The 19,506-nt window shown below is 68.6% G+C and carries 16 protein-coding genes, 1 tRNA gene and 1 pseudogene; 10 read left to right on the top strand and 8 right to left on the bottom strand.

Going from position 1 to position 19,506, the window contains the following annotated elements:
- Positions 1-149 precede the first annotated feature (149 nt).
- The gene (locus tag ACX28W_RS24235; protein ID WP_459001410.1) at positions 150-1,970 is read left to right on the top strand and encodes a glycoside hydrolase family 15 protein; all 1,821 of its coding nucleotides are present in this window, start codon (positions 150-152) and stop codon (positions 1,968-1,970) included.
- A 36-nt stretch (positions 1,971-2,006) separates the two neighbouring features.
- Here the strand turns inward: ACX28W_RS24235 and ACX28W_RS24230 are convergent.
- Positions 2,007-2,301, bottom strand: a pseudogene (locus tag ACX28W_RS24230) (PIN domain-containing protein); the annotation flags it as partial.
- Between the two features lie 117 nt (positions 2,302-2,418).
- Here ACX28W_RS24230 and ACX28W_RS24225 point away from each other — a divergent pair.
- On the top strand, positions 2,419-3,027 hold the full coding sequence (locus ACX28W_RS24225; RefSeq protein WP_459001408.1) for an ATP-binding cassette domain-containing protein: 609 nt from the start codon (positions 2,419-2,421) through the stop codon (positions 3,025-3,027).
- A complete protein-coding gene (locus ACX28W_RS24220) occupies positions 3,024-3,854 on the top strand; it encodes a hypothetical protein (protein ID WP_459001407.1) in 831 nt (276 codons plus the stop codon). Before ACX28W_RS24225 ends, ACX28W_RS24220 begins: the two co-directional genes overlap by 4 nt.
- 73 nt (positions 3,855-3,927) lie before the next feature.
- Here ACX28W_RS24220 and ACX28W_RS24215 read toward each other — a convergent pair whose 3' ends face one another.
- The 6 genes from ACX28W_RS24215 to ACX28W_RS24190 form a co-directional block, all read right to left on the bottom strand.
- A complete protein-coding gene (locus tag ACX28W_RS24215; RefSeq protein ID WP_459001406.1) occupies positions 3,928-5,394 on the bottom strand; it encodes a WGR domain-containing protein in 1,467 nt (488 codons plus the stop codon).
- A gap of 150 nt (positions 5,395-5,544) precedes the next feature.
- Complete coding sequence (locus tag ACX28W_RS24210; protein WP_459001405.1) at positions 5,545-6,930, bottom strand: FAD-binding oxidoreductase; 1,386 nt, start codon at positions 6,928-6,930, stop codon at positions 5,545-5,547.
- Positions 6,931-7,395: 465 nt separating this feature from the next.
- Positions 7,396-8,475 carry a sensor histidine kinase gene (locus ACX28W_RS24205; RefSeq protein WP_459001403.1) on the bottom strand — a complete coding sequence of 360 codons (1,080 nt, stop codon included), beginning with the start codon at positions 8,473-8,475 and terminating at the stop codon, positions 7,396-7,398.
- Complete coding sequence (locus ACX28W_RS24200) at positions 8,468-9,163, bottom strand: response regulator transcription factor (protein ID WP_459001401.1); 696 nt, start codon at positions 9,161-9,163, stop codon at positions 8,468-8,470. Before ACX28W_RS24200 ends, ACX28W_RS24205 begins: the two co-directional genes overlap by 8 nt.
- Before the next feature lie 68 nt (positions 9,164-9,231).
- Positions 9,232-9,936, bottom strand: coding sequence for a VanZ family protein (locus ACX28W_RS24195; protein WP_459001399.1), 705 nt, complete (start codon positions 9,934-9,936; stop codon positions 9,232-9,234).
- A gap of 143 nt (positions 9,937-10,079) precedes the next feature.
- Positions 10,080-11,084, bottom strand: coding sequence for a hypothetical protein (locus tag ACX28W_RS24190; protein WP_459001397.1), 1,005 nt, complete (start codon positions 11,082-11,084; stop codon positions 10,080-10,082).
- A gap of 338 nt (positions 11,085-11,422) precedes the next feature.
- On the opposite strand from ACX28W_RS24190, the gene ACX28W_RS24185 reads away from it, so the two are divergent.
- The 6 genes from ACX28W_RS24185 to ACX28W_RS24160 all read left to right on the top strand — a co-directional run bounded on the left by ACX28W_RS24185 (position 11,423) and on the right by ACX28W_RS24160 (position 17,243).
- Positions 11,423-11,596, top strand: coding sequence for an ATP-binding protein (locus ACX28W_RS24185; protein ID WP_459001396.1), 174 nt, complete (start codon positions 11,423-11,425; stop codon positions 11,594-11,596).
- Positions 11,597-11,708: 112 nt separating this feature from the next.
- Complete coding sequence (locus ACX28W_RS24180; RefSeq protein WP_459001394.1) at positions 11,709-12,485, top strand: class I SAM-dependent methyltransferase; 777 nt, start codon at positions 11,709-11,711, stop codon at positions 12,483-12,485.
- Positions 12,482-15,139: an SUMF1/EgtB/PvdO family nonheme iron enzyme gene (locus ACX28W_RS24175; protein WP_459001392.1), complete on the top strand. Its 2,658-nt coding sequence runs from the start codon at positions 12,482-12,484 to the stop codon at positions 15,137-15,139. The genes ACX28W_RS24180 and ACX28W_RS24175 overlap by 4 nt, the downstream gene beginning before the upstream one ends.
- Positions 15,136-15,402, top strand: a complete 267-nt coding sequence (locus ACX28W_RS24170; RefSeq protein WP_459001391.1) for a hypothetical protein — start codon at positions 15,136-15,138, stop codon at positions 15,400-15,402. The genes ACX28W_RS24175 and ACX28W_RS24170 overlap by 4 nt, the downstream gene beginning before the upstream one ends.
- Positions 15,399-16,679 (top strand): hypothetical protein, encoded by a 1,281-nt coding sequence (locus ACX28W_RS24165; RefSeq protein ID WP_459001389.1) that lies wholly within the window; start codon positions 15,399-15,401, stop codon positions 16,677-16,679. Before ACX28W_RS24170 ends, ACX28W_RS24165 begins: the two co-directional genes overlap by 4 nt.
- A 207-nt stretch (positions 16,680-16,886) precedes the next feature.
- Positions 16,887-17,243, top strand: a complete 357-nt coding sequence (locus tag ACX28W_RS24160; RefSeq protein WP_459001387.1) for a hypothetical protein — start codon at positions 16,887-16,889, stop codon at positions 17,241-17,243.
- A gap of 139 nt (positions 17,244-17,382) precedes the next feature.
- Here ACX28W_RS24160 and ACX28W_RS24155 read toward each other — a convergent pair.
- Positions 17,383-17,481, bottom strand: a tRNA-Arg gene (locus ACX28W_RS24155).
- 548 nt (positions 17,482-18,029) lie between these two features.
- On the opposite strand from ACX28W_RS24155, the gene ACX28W_RS24150 reads away from it, so the two are divergent.
- Positions 18,030-19,505, top strand: a complete 1,476-nt coding sequence (locus tag ACX28W_RS24150) for an ATP-binding protein (protein ID WP_459001386.1) — start codon at positions 18,030-18,032, stop codon at positions 19,503-19,505.
- Position 19,506: the final 1 nt, after the last annotated feature.

Here is a 19,506-nt window from a genome sequence, read left to right as displayed (position 1 = left end):
GACAGGAAGACCGGTCCGGACGCCTGACAAGGAGACCGGTCCCGACGCCTCACAAGGAGACCAGCCCCGACAAGAGCAGAACCAGCAGAACGAGCAGCACCAGGAGAACGAGCAGCACCAGGAGAACCAGGAGAACCGGGAGAACCAGCATGGACCGCTATCCGCCCATCGCCGACCACGGTCTCGTCGGAGACCTGCAGACCGCGGCCCTGGTGTCGTCCCACGGCGTGATCGACTGGTTCGCGGCACCGCGCTTCGACTCGCCCAGCATCTTCGCCTCCCTGCTCGACCACGACGGCGGCGGCTACTTCCTCCTAGCGCCCGAACAGCCCGAAGGGACCTGGAAGCAGCTCTACTACCCGGACACCGCCGTCGTGGTGACCCGCTTCATGTCACCTGACGGAGTCGGCGAGATCATCGACCACATGCCGGTCCACCCGGGCCTGACGGCGACCGACCGGCACCGCCTGGTGCGCGTCGTACGCTCGGTGCGCGGCACCGTACGCTTCGACCTCGAATGCCGGCCGCGGTTCGACTACGCGCGGGCCACCCACGAACTCGACCTGACACCCGACACGGCGACGTTCCGGGCCCCGGGGACGACCGCCTACCTGCAGAGCGCCATCCCGCTGGAACGCGACGGGCAGGACGTCCGGGGCGCCATCACCCTCAACGAGGGAGAGTCGGCGGCCGTGGTGTTCACCGTGTGCGCCCCGGACGGGAAGGCGCCACCGCCACCCACCACCGAACGAGTCACCGAAGAGCTCTGGGCGAACATCGACTTCTGGCAGTTGTGGGTGCGCACCTCGCGCTACCGCGGCCGCTGGACGGAGACGGTGCACCGCTCCGCGATCACCCTCAAGCTCCTCACCTACGCCCCCACCGGCGCTCCGGTCGCCGCCGCCACCATGGGACTGCCCGAGCAGGTCGGTGGCGAGCGCAACTGGGACTACCGGTACACCTGGGTGCGGGACGGCTCCCTGTCGGTACGGGCACTGCTCGACCTCGGCTTCGTCGAGGAGGCGACCCGCTTCACCCACTGGCTCAGCGACCGCCTGCACGACTGTGAAGGACCGGACGACGAACCCCTCCAGATCATGTACCGGGTCGACGGCGACCCCCATCTGACCGAGGAGATCCTGGAACACTTCGAGGGCTACCGCGGCTCCTACCCGGTCCGGGCCGGCAACGCCGCCACCGACCAACTGCAGCTCGACATCTACGGCGAGGCCCTCTACGCCCTGGCCGAGAGCCGCGAGGTCGGCGAACAGGCGGGCTACCACGGGTGGAAGGGCCTGGCCCGCACCCTGGACTGGCTCGCCGACTCCTGGGACCGGCCCGACGAGGGCATCTGGGAGACCCGGGGCGGCCGCAAGGACTTCACCTACAGCCGGGTCATGTGCTGGGCCGCGTTCGACCACGGCTTGAAGCTGGCAGCCGAGTTCAGCCGACCGGCCGACACCGCGCGCTGGACCCGGGCCCGGGACACCATCCTCGAACAGGTCATGGAACGCGGCTGGAACGAGAAGGAACAGGCCCTCGTCCAGCACTACGACGGCGACGTCCTGGACGCCTCCCTGCTGCTCGCCCCCCGCGTCGGATTCCTGGCCCCCCGCAGCCCCGCCTGGCTCAGCACCCTGGACGCCATGGACCGCGTCCTCGTCTCCGACAGCCTCGTCTACCGCTACGACCCCAAGGCCTCCCCCGACGGCCTGCGCGGCTCCGAAGGAACCTTCAGCCTCTGCACCTTCCTGTACGTCGACGCCCTCACCCGCGCAGGCCGACTCCCCCAGGCTCGCTACACCTTCGAAAAAATGCAGACCTACGCCAACCACGTCGGCCTCTTCGCCGAGGAAATCGGCCCCAGCGGCGAACAACTCGGCAACTTCCCCCAGGCCTTCACCCACCTGTCCCTCATCATGGCGGCGACGACATTGGACGAGGCGCTGGACGCGCTCCATCGTCGCTGAATGCCGGCTCATGACACGCCGTGGCCCCCGAAGGGCTCAAGGACTGAGGTCGATGACCCGTACGGGCTGCCCCTTCCAGGCTTCGGGCGCGGTGGTGGCGACGACAGCGCCGCTCGGCCGCTCCGCCGTGGGCTCGGCGGCGTATCGCGTATGCGCGGGGGCCCAGGAGGTCTCGCGGGCCACGGCGAGCGCGGCGGGCAGGTCCAGGTCGAGAACCGTGACACCCGGAAGCGCGGCGAGATGCTCCGCCGTACCGGGCCGTATGCGGTCCGTATGCGGTCCGTATGCGGTCCGCCGAGACCAGGGCGCAAGCCGGGGCGTACAGGAACCAGCACCTCGCAGCCACAGGAGCGGATCAGGCGGGTCTGTGCGCTGGCCGCTCCCGTCGGCCTGAGCGAACCTTGATTGTGCAGTAGGCGGCGAGGGACTGAACGACATGGCACCAGACATGCGGCTGGACATGAGGGCCGTGCATAAGGCGTACGGCAGACGAGCGGTGCTGCGCGGCGCGGATTTCACTGTGTCGGTCGGCATGCTCGCGGGGGTGGTGGGCGAGAACGGCTCGGGCAAGAGCACGCTGTTGCGTATCGCGGTGGGACAGCTCATGCCGGACCGCGGCACCGTGCGGCGTTTCAGCGCGCTGGGGTACTGCCCGCAGCAGGCGGTGGTCAATGACACGCTCACGGTCGCCCAGCATTTGCGGCTGTTCCAGGTCGCCTACCGGCTGCCGAGGTTGGACGATGCCTGGGAGCTGGTGGACCTGCTCGGCTTCGGCGCTGAGCGGCGTACCCGGGCGGGAGAGCTCAGTGGCGGTACCCGGCAGAAGCTCAACCTGACCTTGGCACTGATGCATGATCCGCCGCTGCTGGTGCTCGACGAGCCCTACCAGGGATTCGACTGGGACACGCACCAGCGCTTTTGGCAGCTGGCGGACCGGTTGCGCGGCCGCGGGCGTTCGGTGGTGGTGGTTTCGCACCTGCTGCACGAGCTGCAGCACTTCGACACCGTCCACCTTCTGCGCGACGGCCGCCTGTACCAGGCGGGAACGTCACGATGAGACACCAGTGGACGGCGTTCACGGTGGCGCTCGGTTTCACGCTGACCGGTCACCTGCGCAACCGCCTTGCGATGAGCATGATCGCCTTCTTCATCCCGACCTGGATCTACCTGGTCCGTGCAACCGCTCTGGACACGGACATCACGTTCAGCAGCGCACTGGGCATCGAGGTGACCGCGTCGATGAGCCGTACCATCCAGGTCTCCAGCGCCCTGCACGCCGTCACGGTGATCGCCGGTTTCATGATGTTCATGGCCACCTTCAGCGCCCGGGAAATGGACCTGCGCCTGGTACTGGCCGGCTACCCCCGGCTGCAGTTGCTGGCCGCCAGGATCGGTGCCCTCCTCGTCATCACGACCCTGCTCACCTGCTACACCACCGGCCTGCTGTGGCTGTCGTGGCCGCTGACTCAGCCTGCGGCAGTCGCCGCCGCTCTGACGGCAGCGATCCTGGCCTACGGAGGGCTGGGCCTCATGGCCGGCTACCTGCTGCGTGGCCAGCTGGAGGGCTTCTTCGTCGTGGTGATGGCCACGCTGATCGATGTCGGCATGCAAAGCCCGGTCTCGAACCCGGCCGGAGACCAGGCCTGGCGGAGCGCCTTGCCGCTGTACGGCCCCACGCAGGCGGCCCTGGCTGCCTCCCTCACCCACGCGGACTCCTTCACCTGCGCGGCCCTGGCTCTGCCCTGGTTCGTAGCCACCAGCCTCCTGGCCCTGCTCATCTTCTGCGTACGCACCCGGCACTACGGCCGGCCCATCACTGCCTCCTCGCAAGCCGACCCACACCTGCGGACTGCTTCAGATCCCACGCGGCAGGACATGAGCTGACCGGCGGCCACGCCGCCCGCTGCCGCCTGCTCGCGGTGGAAGAAGTCGACCATGTCAGGCTGCACACCGCAGGTCACACCAGGCGCCTGATCTCTCCGCGCACTCGATAGAAGCCACCCGAGGAGGAGTGCAGCGCGTCCACCACATAGCGGGCGCCGGGCTGGCGTATCGCACGCGGGAACTGGACGTTCCAGCTCGGCTCATAGCCGTCGGAGACCACATGCACCCGCACGCGTCCTCCTTCTTGAATGCACTCCACGACCACCCCGTTCCCCGCTGCGGGGACAGCGCTGACCGTGGCGACGGAGGCGGCGGTGGTCAGCGGTGCGTACGTCGGCAGGGCAGCCGCCAGTTTGATGTCCGCGGCCACCGGGACGGTGCCCGACTGGGCGGCGTTGATCGCGGCCTCGGTCGCGTCGATGCAGGCGAGCGAGCCGTCCGTGGAGACGATGTACAGCCGCTCGTCGTGGTACTGCATGGAGAGCGCCGAGCCGCCGCCGGTGCCGAGCTTCCACAGCCGGGTGCCGTCGGCTGTGAAGCAGTAGACGGAGGAAGAGGAGTCGCCCGCGAAGACGTACCGGCCGCCGGGGGATGTGGCGCACGAGTACACGGCGGCGTCGCACTGGTAGGAGGCCTCGATCCGCCCGGTGGACTTGGCGAGCCGCTGGACGACCCGCCGCCCCGTCCCGGCGTAGACCGCGTTCTCCTCCTGCCACCCGAAGAGCACATTGCCGCTGGTCGCGGTGTGCCAGAGCTGGCCGGCGCCGTCCGCCGCGTAGGCCGTCACACCGCGGCTGTGCCCGTGGTACACGGCGTGGTCGTCGGCCCGCACCATCCATGCGTTGTCCCCGGACGAGTTGCGCGACCACTGGAGCTCGTCCTCATGGTCGATGACCGTCAGCCCGCCGTTGCGGTCGGAGACGCTCAGCACGCCCGCGTGGATGTCCAGCCAGAAGATGTCCACCTCGGCCGCTATCTCGTAGGCCGCGAACGGCACCTTCGAGGAGAGGTCGTACACCCGGCCGTCGTCGCATCCCGCGTAGATCCAGAAGTCGTCCGCCACCAGGCACTTCACACCGTCGGGCAGCGAGTAGTGAGCCAGCACCTCGCCGGCATGGCTCAGGTTGTAGACGTCGCCGTGCTGGTTGCCGACCCAGCAGCGGTCCTCGTCCACATGGATGCCGAACGCCGAAGCGCCGGTACGGAACCGCCACAGCACCGGGGCCGTCGCCCGCGCCGTGGACGGGGCGGACGTCACCTGACGGCGCGTCACGGGGCGGGCCGCGCGCTGCCCCTGAACGGCCGGCGCGTACCCCTTCCGTACCTTCTCGGCGATCTTCTTCGCCGCCGCTGCCTTCGCCTTCTCGACGGTCGGAAAGGTGGAGATCTGGCGCTGCCCGTCCACGCCGATCCGCCCGTACCGCACGGCGACGGTCGTCCCCGCGACGGTCACCTCGTAGAACTTGTGGGCACCGCCGTCCTCCTGGGACAGCTCCAGATACGTCGTGTTCCCCGACTGTTGTGCCTGCGCAGCGGACACAGCACACCCCTCCCCAAAGGCCCCGGTCGGCCAGTACGGCCGATCTCCAGTGACTCCAAGCTAGCGGTCACCACTGACATCGACGCCGCCGCCGATTCCGGGGCTGTGGGGATGCGGCTCACCGCGTCGGTGCGCCGGGCGGTTCACCGGTCATGGCTGCTGAACTGGCTTGATGTTCTGGTTGGCATGGAAGAAGTTGTCCGGGTCGTACGTCCACTTGACCTGTGCGAGCCGGTCGTAGTGGTCGCGGTAAGTGGCCCGGACCCGCTCCTGGCCCTCGCCCTGCCCCATGAAGTTCACGTACGAGCCGCCCATGGAGTACGGGTGCATCTCCTCCCAGTAGTCGACACACCACTGCTTGATGGTCTCGGCGTTTGCCGGGTCGGGGTCGACACCGGCGAAGACACCGGACCAGACGGCATCCCGGTAGCTCCACGCGGTGTCGTCCTGGTCCACCCGATGGGCGGCCGCGTCGACCGGGTAGAGGTGCATCAGCGACAGCGGGGTGGGGATGTTCTCGCCGTACTTGAGGTGCACGTCCAGGGCGGCGTCCGGGATACGGTCGAAGAAGTCGCCGCGCCAGTACCACTGGTACCCGGTGGGGATCAAGTCGTCGAGCATGCTCTGCAACGCGGGATAGGGCATCGGTGCCGTGAAGTGGAAGGCCGGCGGTCCGGGCTCCCGCACTGACGTGAATGCCTCTTCGAAGCGGCCCGGATCACCCGTGTAACACCCCACGACGCCGCACACCTTCTGCCCGTGGAGTTCTTCGGGGAACGGCGGGGCGGGCGGGACGGTGAAGAGCGAGAAGAAGCCGTACACGTCCTCGGGCGCCTGCGGGAGGAAGTCGCGGTACCACGCCAGCACCTCGCGGGTGCGATCGACCGGCCACACGGTGATCGCGACCCCGACCGTGCCTACCGGGTGGAGCCGGTAGGTGAAGGAGGTCACGATGCCGAAGTTACCGCCGCCACCGCGCAGGGCCCAGAACAGGTCCGGGTGCTCGATCTTGCTTGCGGTGACGAAGCTGCCGTCGGCCAGCACCACGTCCGCAGCCAGCAGGTTGTCCACCGTCAGGCCGTACTTGCGGGTGAGGTAGCCGTGGCCGCCGCCGAGGGTCAGGCCCCCGACGCCGGTCATCGAAATGATGCCGGTGGGTGTGGCGAGCCCGAAGCCGTGGGTGGCGTGGTCGAGGTCGCCGAGCCGGCTACCACCGCCGACCTGAGCGGTCCTCGCGGCGGCGTCGACACGCACCCAGCGCATCGACGACAGGTCGACGGTGACGCCGTCGTCCACCAGACAGAGGCCGGGACCGCTGTGTCCGCCACCCCGGACGGTGAGTTCCAGGCCGTTGTCGCGGATGAAGGTCACCGCCTCCATGACATCCGCGGCGTCCGCGCACCGCACGATGGCGGCGGGACGCTTGTCGATCATGGCGTTGTAGACCTTGCGGGCCTGGGAGTATTCGGCGTCCTGCGGACCTATGACCGGTCCGCGCAGCGTGGTCTGCATCGCTTCCAGAGTTGCGCTGTCCATGACGATCTCCTGATGGGAGGCGCGGACCTCATCCCACCCGGCCCTCGCCCCGCCCGGCTTGGGCGTTCTCCGGCTGCAACCTCGATCGCGAGTCTCCCATCGGGGTCATCACCAGGTCGTCTCGACCCGATGTTCCCCGGGGGTCCGAATGTGCCGCTCGGCTGCTGAACGGTCGGATGGGGGGCAGGTTCATCTCCCAGGGTCCGGGGTCCGGGGTCCGGGCCGCCGATGGTCGGTTGTGTGCCGGCGCCCAGGCACCGTTCCCGACCCGAAGCGCAAGCGGACGCGGCAGGGCTGACATGACCAGCGTCCCGCGCGCTACGGAGCCATGCAATTCCAACGGCTAGCTGCTCGCCGTGCCCCCGGCGCACTCACAGCGCGGTTCCGTACGCGTGCTCTGCGTGTACAGGGTTCCCGGATACGCCAGAAACCCGCCGGGGCGTGGGCCCCGCTCGGGGACGATGCCTACGGCGTGCCGGGAAGCCGGACCGTGACGACGAGACCGCCGGCGGGGCGGGGGACGAGGTCGAGGGTCCCGTCGTGGGCGCGGACGATGCTGTGCACGATGGCCAGGCCGAGGCCGACGCCGGCGTGCTCGTCGGTGCGTACGCGTTCCGTTCCGCGCCGGAAGGGTTCGGTGAGGGTCGGTACCAGTTCCGGTGGGAGCCGACGGCCCGTGTTCTCGACCCGCAGCACGCTCGTGTCGCCGTGCGCCTCGGTGTGGACCGTCACGGTGCCGTCGGCGGGGAGGTTGTGGACGATGGCGTTCTGGACGAGGTTCGTCACCATCCGCAGCAGGAGCTCCGCGGAGCCGCTGGTCCGGGCCGCCCCGCCGGTGACGTCGAGCGTGATCCGGCGCTGTTCGGCGAGGGGAAGCAGCGTTTCGGCGGCTTCCTCGGCGAGGAGGGAGAGGTCGACGCTCTCGTGGGTGAAATCTCCGCGGTCGCCGCGGCTGAGCAGCAGGAGGGCCTCGGTGAGGTCGATCGCCCGCGTATTGACAGCGTGCAGGCGTTCGATGAGTTCGCCCCGGTCCCGCGTGGGGTCCTTGCGGGCGACGTCGAGGAGCGTCCGCGAGATCGCCAGCGGGGTGCGCAGTTCGTGGGAGGCATTCGCGGCGAACCTCTGCTGCTCGGCGACATGGGACTCGAGTTGTTCGAGCATCGAGTCGAATACGTCGGAGAGTTCACGGAATTCGTCCCGGCGGCCCCTGATGCGGATCCGGTGGGACAGCGACCCGTTCCCGGCCATCCGTGCCGCATCCGTGATCTGTGTGAGGGGTGCGAGCATCCGGCCGGCGAGGATCCATCCCCCGACGAGGCCGAACACGAGCAGGAAGACCATCGCCACGGCCGCGGCGGGGGCGAAGGTGTGCACAAGGAGGTAGCGGTTGGGCGAGACCCCGAGCAGGCCCTGGGAGTTGTCGGGTACGTAGCGCAGCAGGAACACCCACACCACGGCCAGCAGAAGAGCACCGGCGACGGCGAGGAACCCGGCGTAGCTGAGGGTGAGTTTCAGTCGGACGCTGAGCCCTGGGCGTCTATGCATGTGTACTGCCGGGGCCGGTGGTGTCAGGGTTGGTGTCGATGCGGTAGCCGACACCCGGCACCGTGGCGATGATCCATGGTTCGCCGAGCCGTTTGCGCAGTGCGGAGACGGTGATGCGGACGGCGTTGGTGAGGGGGTCGGCGTTCTCGTCCCAGGCCCGTTCCAGGAGCTCTTCGGCGCTGACGACCCCGCCCTCGGCGGCGACGAGGACTTCAAGGACGGCGAACTGCTTACGGGTCAGCGCGACGTAGCGTCCGTCGCGGAAGACCTCCCGGCGGAAGGGGTCGAGCCGCAGGCCCGCGATCTCGCGGACCGGGGGCCGGGCGTACGCGCGTCTGCGGTCGAGCGCCCTCAGCCGCAGGACGAGCTCCCGCAGCTCGAACGGTTTGGTGAGGTAGTCGTCGGCGCCGAGTCCGAACCCGGAAGCCTTGTCGTCGATCCGGTCGGCAGCGGTGAGCATGAGGATCGGGATGCCGCTGCCGGAGGCGACGATGCGCCGGGCGACCTCGTCGCCGGACGGGCCGGGGATGTCGCGGTCGAGGACCGCCAGGTCGTAGGAGTTGACGCTGAGCAGTTCCAGGGCCGAGTCGCCGTCGCCGGCGATGTCGGCGGCGATCGCCTCCAGCCGCAGACCGTCACGGACGGCTTCGGCCAGGTAGGGCTCGTCCTCCACGATCAGTACGCGCATGCCTGCAGCCTAAGCAGCACGGCATATCGCCGACGTATCCGAAGACGTGTGCACACCGGACACGTGACTCAGCCTGCCGGTGCCGGCGCGGGGCGAGGCCGCCCCGACGGCGCTTCCGCCGTAGTGCGCCACCAGCGGCGCGACGCCAGCGCGGCCAGCACGGCGCCGACGGCGTTGACCAGTACGTCGTCCACGGAGGACACCCGGTCAAGTCGCAGGACGTACTGTGCGGTTTCGACCAGGACCGAGCAGCCCGCCCCGAGCGCCAGGATCCGCGGCACGGACGCCAGCGCCGCGAACCGCATCGGGGCGAAGAACCCCAACGCCGCGAAGACCAGCAGGTTGCCGACGATCCCGAGCGGCCCCATGGTGACCAGGTCCCGCAGGGGTACGAGGCTCACCCGGGCGGGGACGACACCGGCCCCGCCGCCCGGCATCATGGTCATCCATACGAACGGCACCGTCCCGTGGACCATGCCCACCTCGGCCAGCGACATCCGCCACGCCGATGTGCCGCCGGCGGCACGCCGACAGCGCGCCAGAACCCACACCACCAGCGCGGCCAACGGCAGCGCGACCAACGTCATGAGCACCACACCGTTGAACGTGTCGAAGCAGCCGTGCCACCGCCCGGCCATGCACATCGGAGCGGACATCATGAGCGGCCCCCGCACGACGAACGCGGCGCTCGACAGGCCGAGGATCGCCAGGCCGAGGAGCACGATCCTGCGCGCGCGGCGGGACGGTGCTGACAGGGATGCGTTGCGGCTCATGCCCCCATTGGAGACGGAGGGCCGTTGCGGTGGCGTATCCGATTTTCGATACGCCCGCGATACACGGAGTCCCCGGCAGCAAGGAACTGGCGCAAACCTAAAGGCTGTCACGTATGGGGTGGCCTGGACCTGTCGACGTCGGCTCAAGCCACCGAGTGGGCAGCGTCGGCACGGCAGTCACGGCAGAGGGCATGCGGATCGTGCGTACGGAAGGCGCGCTCGCACCCCTCACAGGTGGCCAGCGGCGCAGGCCGGAGCGGGGGCGTCACCGTCGCCGTACGCGGTGGCGCTGTCGGCAGTGGGGGCGGCAGGAGTGTGGTCAGACGGTATTCGAGAAGGCGGGCGGGGTGGTGGATGGGTACGGCCAGGGACGGAAGGCTCGCGGTGAGGGTCCGCGTGATCTGTTCCGGCGTGGCGGAGCGGGCGAGCCAGTTCTCGACGGCGGGCACGAGCCGCTGAACGTCCCGCGTGGACAGCAGCAGCCGGGAATCGGCGAGGCGCAGACGGACCAGCAGGTCGGCCGCCGGACCGGTGGGCACCGTAACGGGTTCCGCGTCAGCAGATCGCGTACGTACGGGAGTTGGCGCCGAAGCGGACCGCGGGACCTCCACCGATCCGGACCCGGCCACCGACATGGGCTCGAGCGAAGGAACGGGTACGGGCACAGATGCGGCGTCGGACTCACGCGCCCTCCCGGCCGCGGGGGTCACGGAGATGGAGATAGAGGCGGCGCCCCGCGATCCACTCCCGCGCACGGAGGCCCGTACAGCCCCCGGATGATCGAGAAAGAACGTACGAGTAGCAATACGGCCACCCCCGAGCGGCACCCGGCGACGGACAAGGTATCCGGCCGCTTCCAGCTCCCGCAGCGCTCTGCCGATCGTCACCTCCCCCTCCGAGAAGCGCGCGGTCAACGCCTTGATGGTCACCGGAGCGCCATCGGGGAGGGACTGGATGTAGACGCCGATACCGATCGCCGTGGCGGAGAGGCGGGGGTGCTGGGCGAGATGGTTGCCGACGACGGTGTAGCGCTCGGTGTGGCGGTGGCGCACGTGAAGGACACCGGCGCGGGGCGCGTCCGGAGGGAGCGCCGGGGGCGCGGGCAACGGGTGTGCGGGCAGGGCCGCGTTAGACTGCGGGTCAGCCATCGGGAAGCTCGATTCTTCCTGGTTGGTCAGGCCCTCGTCGGGATTGCAGTCCCGCCGGGGGCCGTTCTCTGTATGCGGTTATGTGCGGCGACCGTACCCCACCCGCCCCACCGTCTGACGCTCCCGTCACCCGAACGAGTGGCACCCCAACTCACGGCTGCCGGGCCGGGTTTGGTGGGGTTGGTTGTTTCCCCAAGGGCTTTGAAGAACGTCGCGCATGACCGGGTCGCGGAATCCCGTGTCCCGGGGACGAGCTGGGCACTTGCCCGGCTACCGCGTGTCCCGAAGCCACCTTCGAGGTCCGGCCGACCGCCACCACTGCAACCCTGCGCCTCGAAGTGTCCGACACCCGCACCGAGCGGCTCCCCGAACCCTCCCCGCACGACGCCGAGTCAGGTCGGGGCCTGCTGCTGGTCGCGGACCTCGCCGATGCCTGGGGGGTCACACCGCGCCGCAACGCCCCGGAAGAGACGGTCTGGGCTGAGGTGTACCGGCCTCCCGCAAAGAGCTGATCAACGCCCAATCCCTCGTCCGATTACGCCCTGTTGACGTACCGGCACGCCCGATAGCCTGTGGGGTCCGGCACGGCACCACCGGGGCCATGGGCAAGACGCAAGGGGGATCGTGGAGCAGCGCGACATGCGGGGGCACTACGAGGAGCTGGCAGCCGAGTACGACGAGCACTGGGTCTACGACCCCAACTACGTTCCCTGGATGTCCGGCCGGATCGCCGATGCGCTGCGGCTCGGCCCCACCGACCGGATCGCCGACATCGGCTCGGGCACCGGGCTGTTCGCCCGGGAAGTGGCCAGGCAGCTCCAGCCACGCCGTCCCCTTCTGTGCGTCGACCCGTCCGAGGCGATGCTCCGCCGGCTCGGCACACCGCCTCCGCCCGATCTGACGCCGGTCGTCGCTTCCGCGGAGGACATCGCCGAAGGGCGCGCCCACCTGCCGTACGAGCAACTCGACGCGATGTGGCTGAAGGAGTCGGTGCACCATGTGGCCGACCCCGCGCATACGCTTCGGGGCCTCGCCGACCGGCTGGCGCCCGGAGGCCGGATGCTGGTGGTGATGCTTCCGGCCACCATCCAGTACCCGCTGTTCGAAGCGGCCCTGGCCCGCTTCGAGGAGCTGCAGCCGGACCCGGCCGCCGTCGAGGGGCATCTACGCGCTGCCGGACTGGAAGCTTCGCTCACCCACGTCGAGCACGAGCTGTGCATCGACCGGGACAAGTACCTCGGCATGGTCCGTGCCCGCTACATGTCACTGCTCTCCACGTTCAGCGACAGCGAGATCGAGAAGGGCATCGAGGAGATGCGAGTCGCTCATCCTGAGCCCGTCCTGGTGTTCCCCGACCGGTTCGCGTTCATCATCGGACAGCGACGGGGTGAGGGCGCGTGAACACCGTGGTCGACGAGCGGCTGAGGCGGCTGCGGAGCGAACTCGACGACCACTCGCGGATCGCCGACCGACTGGGGCTCGATCTCGAACGGCCGCTGCGCTCCCTCAACGACGGTTATCCCGAGAACGCGGTCGCCCTGATCGGCAAGCTGACCGAGAAGCTGCTCAAAGAGCTGTGGCGCCACCACGGCATCGAGGGCGACCCGTCGACGAAGGCCCTGAACGACCTCGTCAAGCGCTGCCGTCCGCACATTCGGAGCAGCACGGTCGTGGACGCGCTGGAAGACATCCGCCGGCTCCGCAACCGGTCCACACACGACGGCTACGACATCAGCGACGAGGACGGACTGCTGGCGGTCCGGCGGCTCGTCGACGTACTGGTCTGGTTCACCGACACCGGTAGCGCGGCGCTCCTCGGCGGTGAGCCGGACATGGCGCCCGAGGTGGCACGCAGGTGCGAGTTCCTGGCCGGGCTGTACGTCACTCTCGGCTATCGCCAGGCCAAGCGGTTCGTCCTCAGCCCCGACACCGTGTACCTGCTGTTCTGCCGCGAGTCGGGGATGCGCCTGGAGTACGTGGAGCTGATGCTCTCCAAGGACGCGGACGATCTGGGAACCGTGCTTGCCTCCAGCGGAGGTGAGCTTCTGCGCACCCGGCTGCCCAAGCTCACCCGGTTCGTCATCCTGGACGACATCGGCGGCGGCGCGGCGACGGGGCCGCTTCATCAGATGCTGGGCGTAGATTTCCGCATCGTGCGTTACGACGGCTTCGTCGACACCATCGTCAATCTCGAAGCGCACCTCGCCGGTCTCGCCTCGCCCGCTCCGGCCGAACCACGCACTGCCGTGGCCGCGGCGGTCATGACCACCGACCCGCACACCGGCGAGTCGAAGGTGGTGCAGTCCGAAGACGCGGCCGAGCTGCTGACGCGCCTGGCGTGCGGCAGTGCGAACGTCCTGGTCACCGGTCGTCCGGGGAGCGGGAAGAGCACCCTTCTGCGCTCGCTCGCCCTCAGCCCGGGCCTCCGCCGCTTCCGCTTCTACTTCGACCTCGGTCTCAAACCGAAGGACGAACCGTTCTCCGAGTACGCGGCGCGCCTCCTGGCACCCGCCATGGCATCGGACCGCTCTCGCGCCTACGACCTCTTCCTCTACCTGATCCGTTCCGGGACCGCGCTGTGCGTGCTCGACGCCGTCGACGAGGGGGTCGAGGAACCCAGCCCCGCCGGGTTCCTGCGACTCTTCACCGATCTCGCCGCCGTCCTGTCCGCCGAGTCGGCGGTGGTCATGAGTTCCCGCGTGTCCTTCCTCGCCGACTCGCCCCAGGTTCGTCAGCTGCTCGACAGCGGCGCGGGCCGTTCCGAGCAACTGGTCGAGCAGATGTACGCGAACGGCGTCGACCCGTCGCGCGTTCCGCACTTCCATGTGGTGCGCCTGGCCGAGCCCGGCGCCACACCCCTGGAAAGGCGCCTCACGGCCGAACTCGCGCTGCCGTCGGGGCAGCCACTCGGGGACGTCCTCGGCGCGCACATCACGCGGGCTCTGGCCGAGCGCGGGCGACCCGATCTGGAGCAACGGTTACCCACCGCGTTCGGACAGGCCTTTCTCACCGACCAGACGGTCTTTTCATTCCTCGACCTGTACCGGCTGCTGGGGGCCGACGCCTTCACGGACGGAAGCCTCGGTCTCGACACGTGCGTCCTGGCCCCGCTGCTGCGCCCCGCCGGGCCGGATCACGTCGCCTTCGTACACACGGCGTACCAGGAACTGCTGGCCGCCCGGCACCTCGCCGAGTCCCTCCACCGCGACACGGCAGCGGACATTCCCGGCGACGCCTTCCTCACCGAGCAAGTGCGTGCCTTCCTTGCCGCGATGCCCGGCGCTCCGGAGACGGACGACTGCGTACTGCCCGCCGGGACATACCTGGTCGGCCCGGCCGAACGGCTGCTGATGCGCCGGATCCCGCGCCCCGTACGTTTCGACCGCCATGCCGTGACCGTCGCACGCTACCGCCGCTTCCTCGACGCCCTCGACGCGGACGGCACCTCGCAGTGGGACCACCCCGACCAGCCCGCCCACGTCACACACCGCCCCTGGACCGACCGGCTGCGACGGCCCGACTACTACGAGAACCCGCGCTACGACGCCCACCCGGCGATCTGCGTGAACTGGTGGAGCGCGTACGCCTTCGCCTCGTTCGAAGGCAAACGTCTGCCGACCGCTCTCGAATGGGAGGCTGCCGCGCGCGGCACGGACGGCCGACTGTTCCCCTGGGGGGACACGCCCGCCGAGCGCCACGTCAACTGCGCGGACTCATGGGTCGGCCGGCCTGTCGTGACGTACCAGGCGTGGTACCGAGACTTCGCCGACGACGCACTGCGCCGAGCAGGGGTGACGCCCGACGGCGAACGCACCGGGAACCGCTCGCCGTTCGGCGTACGCGACATGGTGGGCAACTGCTGGGAATGGACCTCCACCAGCCTCACCGACCCCGGCGAGGCCGTCATCTGCGGCGGCAGCTACGACAACCCCATGCGGGCCGTGCAGACCAGCACCAAGGGCATCTACCGCAAGCGGGGCGGAAGCAATGCGGTCGGCTTCCGGTGCGTACAGGACATCATCGACAGCTCCGAAGCAGAGGAGACCACAGCATGACCGGCGGCGGACCACGCCACGGAACCATCGTCGACAGGCGCCCCAACGGAGGAGGACTCGGCGGGTCCGCCGGGTTGTACATCGTCCGGGACGACGAGGACGAGCGGTACTACGGCTTCGACTACCGGCAGATCGTGACGGAGGGATTCCGGACCGTCCGCACCGGCGAACGCGTCCGCTTCCACGTCCACGCCGAGAGCCCCGACCGGGCGGAGTTCGTCATCCGCCTCGACCAGCCCGACCCAGCCGAGTACTACGGGTGACCGGCAGCGTTCCACGGCTGGACGACGTCACCGGGGCGCGCCAGGAACTGACGGTCGTCCTGCCCGTACGGCTGCTGCGCGCCCCCGACTGGTCCGAGGGCCCCTTCCCGTTCGAGCTGGGCAGCCGCCGCACCGACGCCGAGACCCGATCCACCTACTTCGCCCCCGCCTCCGCGCGCGCCCTCTACGGGGCTCCCGGGCGACCCCGCCGCTGGTACCTCCCGCTGGACACCAAGCACGACGGGCTGCACCTGCTCGGCATGGAACTCCTGCGCGCGGCGACCGCCCGCAACCCCGAACACGCGCTCGCCGTCCTGCACTTCACCGTGGAAATCCCCCTACTGCCCGTACTGCGGGCCCTGGCCGGACGGCGGCCGAACTCCGCCGGCGAACCACTCACCGGGCCGTTCGACCCGGCCGGGCTGCTCGCAGGCATCGCCGACGTACGTGACCCCCGCGCACCCTTCGCCATCGCCCGGCCTTACTCCATCGCCTTCATGGCCCCGACGGCACAACACGCTCCCGCCCTCCGCAGCGGCCTCGAAGGAGGACTTCCCGCCACCGCAGACCGATGGCTGTGGCAACTGGCATCACGCTCCACGCCGGAGGATTTCCCCCTCCCGCCGGAGACCGCGGCCGAACAACTCAAAGACACTCTGAGGATCTCAGCGGACTGGAGCGCCCTCGTGCTGCGGCAGGGAGCTGCCTTCCTCGGCCACCGCACCGACACCGGCACGGGCGACTTCTTCGAGTTCGGCGCACTGCACTCCCGCACCGTCTACCTCGACGCCCTACTCCTCGGCGCCCTCCAGCGCGATCACATCGACGAGCTCACCGACGAACTCTCCGAAGTGTTCACCTCCTCACGGCTGGCACGCCGCGTCGCCACCCTGGAGAGGAACATCGCCGTCTTCCGCAGCACCTACTGGCGGCAGCACCTGACCGCCCACGGCGCGGCGAACGATCTGCTGCTCGCCTTCCAGAACCAGCACCGATTGCCTGCCCGCTTCCAGGAGATCCTCGCCGAGGCCGCCGACTACAGCAGGCTCGTACAAACACAGGAAAGCCAGCAAATCAGCGGTGCCCTCGGTGTCCTCACCATTCTCGGCCTGCCACTCGGCACCGCCCTCGGCATCCTTCAGGTCCTCGACGACCACTCCGTGACGCACCTACTCACCGCCGTCGGCCTGTCGGTCGCCGCCACGGCGGCAGTCCTTACTACCCGGTACGGGCGTCTGGTGCTGTCGTCGCTGCGAGGTGGGAACGGAAAGGCGTAGAAAACCTACGGCCGATCGGTTCAGCCGCACGCCGCTCACCTCCTATAGCAGGACCGAATCCATTCGTCACGGCTCCCGCATCCCCGCGGCGCCACCCGATCGGTGGCCGTGCTGAAAGGCCCACTGATACCCAGTCGCTCCGAAAATCGGCAGCGTCACGCCGGCGCGGGCATGACGATCACCACGCGAGTGGTGAAGACTGGAAAGATGCCTCACGACCCCGGCGGACTCCTGTTCGTAGCGCTCGGTCTCGTACTTGTCGCCGCCGGCTTCGTCTGGCGGGGACGTGTCCTGCGCCCCCTCTCGCTGAAACGGGCCCAGGCGGCCGTGATCCGGGACCGTTCCAGAAATCTGCTGCGTTCTGCGGACATGGCGATCGCCGAAGCGCGCCGCCGGGCCGCACGCGGCGAGCCGGCCATCGTCACGGTCGGGGACGTGACCAGGGTGGCGTGCCAGCACTACGGGCACCTCTTCGTGGAGCGCGAAGAGGCAGCAGCCGCCCTCCGCCAGCGCTACGAGGCCGCCGACTGCCGGATGGACTGCATGACCGACGCTTTCAACTGACTGCCTCCTCGACGAATGCTTGATGCCCGGGGAGCCGAAGCCGTCACCGGATCGGTGGCCACGCTGAAAAGGCTCAATGAGAAAGGGCCGGAGTCAGTGAGACTGACTCCCGTCCATCTCTTACTGGCTGCGTGGCGAGTACCCCCGGCAGGATTCGAACCTGCGCACACGGCTCCGAAGGCCGCGTCGAGTAAGAGGAACTTCGCTGGTCATAGCCGAGGCGGCGATCCGCAGAGGTGAACTCGTCCACGCATGGTCCAAGGGAGCTATTCCTCAGGCGGGATGAGCGCGAGCGCTCTCACGACTGCGCTACCGCACTGGGCGTAGCTTGCGTGGGCGGAGTGTGGACAACCGAGGTCCGACTGCGGCGGTTCCGGGTCTTGCCCTCCACAAGGCTTGGTTGCACCTGAGTAGGCGAGAAAGATCCGTCAGCAGCTTGCTGGGGTCCGTGACCTGACGGCTTGCTGCTGGACAGAAGCGATCAACGTCTCAGGCAACCGATGCCATGGACCTGTTGGCGGCTTGGTGGACGCTCATGGCCAATGGGGCGTTAGGTCTCGCGAGTCGACGGCGAGAGTTGATGCCGTCGCGTCCGCTGAGGTGGCGCGGCGACTAGACCCGTACAGCCGGATCAACACCTACCCGGTGTCCTCCGGCGCTGCCGTCGTTGCCGAGTGCCGCCAGGACACCTTGTATCTGACGATCTCGCTAGACCAGTGACTGGTTGAATCTTGATCGCCTACTCTGCTCAACAAGGCGCATGTAGAGCGGTGGTGGGGGACAGCTATGCCCGATGCGGATGGATTAGAAGCTGTAGTGGCACCACGCGCCTCAGCGCTGATGGACTCGCTTCGCGCATTCGGCTACGACATGGCTACTGCGCTCGCCGATCTTGTAGACAACAGTCTTTCAGCCTCGGCTCGCGAAGTACGTGTGGAATTCTGCACCGATGAGGGTGCCGCCTGGGTTGCAGTGGTCGACGACGGCGACGGTATGACCGAGAAGGAGCTTCATGAAGCTGTCCGCTTCGGTGGAAGCGGTCCGACATTGGAGCGCAGGACGGGTGATCTTGGGCGTTTCGGCCTTGGTATGAAGACGGCATCTCTGTCCCAGTGTCGTGTGCTCACCGTCCTATCCCGCACGCACCACGGTCTCGTGTGTCGAACCTGGGACATCGACCTGGTCCGTGCTGCTGACGACTGGCGAGTCCGTGTCGTGGCCGACGAAGAAGCCGTTGGTATCGCGCACAAGATCGGCTTCGAGGGGCCAGGCACGATGGTCCTGTGGAGGCGACTCGATCACGCTGGTGAGGGCGCAACTCTGGCCCGAAAACTGGGGCAAAGCCGTAGCCGGCTGAGGATGTGGTTCCACCGCTATATCGCGCGTGGCAGGCTCCGCCTCACAGTGGGTGGGCACGTGCTGGAGCCGTGGGACCCGTTTTGCCGCCAGCACATGGCGACGCAGGACTTGGGAACCGAGCGGCTGGAGGCCGGAGGACAGATTCAGGTAATTCCATATGTCCTGCCCCACCCATCCCGGCTGAGCGAGGCCGAGATCAAAGACAGTGCGGGGCCGCGTGGCTGGAACGCACAACAGGGCTTCTACGTCTACCGCGGGGACAGGATGGTTTCCGCAGGCGGTTGGCTCGGTCTGCCCGAAATGGTGATAGCGCCGCAGACTCGCCTGGCGAGAATCGAGATCTCCATGGATCCCGCTTCGGACCACCTTTGGCAGGTGGACGTACGCAAGTCCCGGGTACACCCGCCTGCCGGTCTCGAGGAGGATCTCACGAGACTCGCCGCGGCTGCTCGCGAGGCATCGGTCGCTGTGTTTCGCCGGAGGGCCACCAATACGCCTGGACGACAGGGACGTGATCGTGAGCTCACCTTCGGGTGGATCCAGGAACGCAGACACGGCACGTCCCGGTACCTGGTCAACCGTCAGCATCCCATTGTGCAAGCCGCTCTGGCCGTGGGTCCAGGAGCTCATGTCGAAGCCCTCCTCCGCATGGTGGAGCGAACCCTCCCGGTTGGCGTGATCGCTATCGAGGCTGAGAACGACTTGGGACGTATGCCCCACGCGGCGCTAGAAGGCGTGGAGGAGGCCGAAGCAAGGGCAGACCTGGTAGTGATGCTTGCGGCTCTGCCCGAAGATGCTCAGGCTCGGGCAGCTGTCGTTCGCGCCCTGGGGTCTGTAGAGCCGTTTAACCGATTCCCCGACATGGTCACAGAGATCGTCCGTCAGATGAACCCGGGAGTATGAC

Source organism: Streptomyces sp. SD15, from assembly GCF_054462255.1.
Note: the sequence above shows the minus strand (reverse complement) of the source record. Positions and strands in the feature narration are given on the sequence as shown.